At 61.3% G+C, this 1,803-nt stretch carries 2 protein-coding genes; both read left to right on the plus strand.

From position 1 onward, the window contains the following. The first annotated feature begins 143 nt into the window (after nt 1–143). Nucleotides 144–413 (plus strand): type II toxin-antitoxin system ParD family antitoxin, encoded by a 270-nt coding sequence (locus tag OX89_RS07360; protein WP_001260984.1) that lies wholly within the window; start codon nt 144–146, stop codon nt 411–413. Beyond that, nucleotides 410–724, plus strand: a complete 315-nt coding sequence (locus OX89_RS07365) for a type II toxin-antitoxin system RelE/ParE family toxin (RefSeq protein WP_010890153.1) — start codon at nt 410–412, stop codon at nt 722–724. The genes OX89_RS07360 and OX89_RS07365 overlap by 4 nt, the downstream gene beginning before the upstream one ends. Nucleotides 725–1,803 lie beyond the last annotated feature (1,079 nt).

Genomic DNA, 1,803 nt, shown 5'->3' on the forward strand with positions numbered 1-1,803 from the left:
GCTTTTCGTACCGTCACTTATTGCACTGAAAACGAGGAGACCCCTAACCTGTCAAGCACTTTAGCTAAACTTTAGCCGCTAAACTGGACTTCGCCCCCTTGGAGTGATAGGATTGAATCCTATTGAACCGAATGGAGGCCGCCATGCGAACCACCCAGCAACTGAGCATCACCCTGCCGAACGACATGGCCGACGTGGTGAAAACGAAGGTCAAGACCGGGGAGTACGCGAGCGAAAGCGAGGTCATCCGCGACGGCCTGCGTGCGCTACTCGCGCGTGATCGCGCCGTCGAGTCCTGGCTTCACAACCAGGTCGGCCCGGCGTATGACGCCCTGAAAGCCGATCCCTCCCGAGCCGTCACCGCCGACCAGGTGCGCGCCCGCCTGGCCGCCGAGCATGCGAAGGCGCAATGAGCTACGCGGTCGTCTTCTCGCCCGAGGCCGAAGAGCAGCTTGCCGAGCTGTACCGCTACATCGCGGCGGCGGCGTCGCCTGACGTTGCCGCTCGCTACACCGAGGCAATCGTCACCTACTGCGAAAGCCTGCGCACGTTTCCACTGCGCGGCACCATGCGCGACGATGTGCGGCCCGGCCTGCGCATCACGAACTACCGCAAGCGCGCCGTGATCGCCTTCGATGTGGCCGGCGATCTGGTTTCCATCATCGGCGTGTTCTACGGCGGGCAGGACTACGAGACGATCCTGCACGACGACGCGGACGACTGAATTCCCCCGCTTCTTGACACTTGAGGGGCGCAATCACGCCCTGGGCCTGGCAGGCCGACCCCTCCCTTGGCGTTCAACCTTGCGGCCTTCGAGCTGGAGCCATCTTCCGACTTGGCGACGGCGCAGGAGTCACCGCGGCCTTGACAGTTGGGGAGTCCAGAGGGGGCCTTGGCCCCCTTTGGAAGAGCACGAACTTCTGCCAGGCGCTTGCGCCTGGCTATGGTCAGCCGTAGCGCCGTAGGCGCTCCATTCTTGGGGTGAAGGCCGTAGGCCGAGGGGCAACGCCCCTGGGGGGATGGGAGGCCGCTTTAGCGGCCGGGTGGGATCGAGAAGGGGGGGCACCCCCTTCGGCGGCCGATCATTCTGCGGGGCACCTTGGGCCGGTTTGCCGCTTTTTTCGACACCCGGTTATAACAACTAGGTTTAATATAAAGGTTATGAAGGGTTAAAAGCCGGTTAGCTTGACCGGAAAACGCGCGCAAGCCGTTGATACGCCAAGGAAAAGGCTCGAAGGGCCGCCCCTCAAGTGTCAATGGATAAGCCCCTCAAGGGTCAATAGTCTGCCCGTCAAGTGTCAAGGATCGCGCCCCTCATCTGTCAGCACCCCCGCCCCTCAAGTGTCAGTACGGCAAGGGCCTTGCCAACAGGCTTATCCACAACTTCTGTGGATAAAGCCAGCCCGATCAAGCACATAGGCCGCCTCGACGGCCTCCGGCGCGGCTCCAGCCGGCCGATTTCGAGGCCGGCCCCTCATCTGTCAGCATCGCGCCGGGGTGCGCTGCCCCCCAAGTGTCAAGAAACGCCCCTCAACTGTCACCAGCCGGCGTTTTGTCCCCAAACGATCCACAAGGGGGAACCGCAGAATTCGGAAAAAATCGTACGCTAAGCTAACGGTGTTCTCGTGACAGCTCTTTGACTAGGCTTTCTAAGGGGTCGTCTCAGAAAACGGAAAATAAAGCACGCTAAGGCATAGCCGAACCTGCCAAGCTTGCTCCACCCTGTAGTGACGCGATCAGCGGGCAGGAAGGGGTCCCCTCGTTTTCAGTGCAATAAGTGACGGTACGCAAAGCTAGCACTGG

Source organism: Diaphorobacter sp. J5-51, assembly GCF_001023515.1.
Taxonomy (GTDB): Bacteria; Pseudomonadota; Gammaproteobacteria; order Burkholderiales; family Burkholderiaceae_C; genus Diaphorobacter; species Diaphorobacter nitroreducens.

Excerpts from the sequence above, each read along its gene's own strand:
- OX89_RS07360 (WP_001260984.1), top strand. The coding sequence starts at position 144 with ATGCGAACCACCCAGCAACTGAGCATCACCCTGCCGAACGACATGGCC.
- OX89_RS07365 (WP_010890153.1), top strand. The coding sequence starts at position 410 with ATGAGCTACGCGGTCGTCTTCTCGCCCGAGGCCGAAGAGCAGCTTGCC.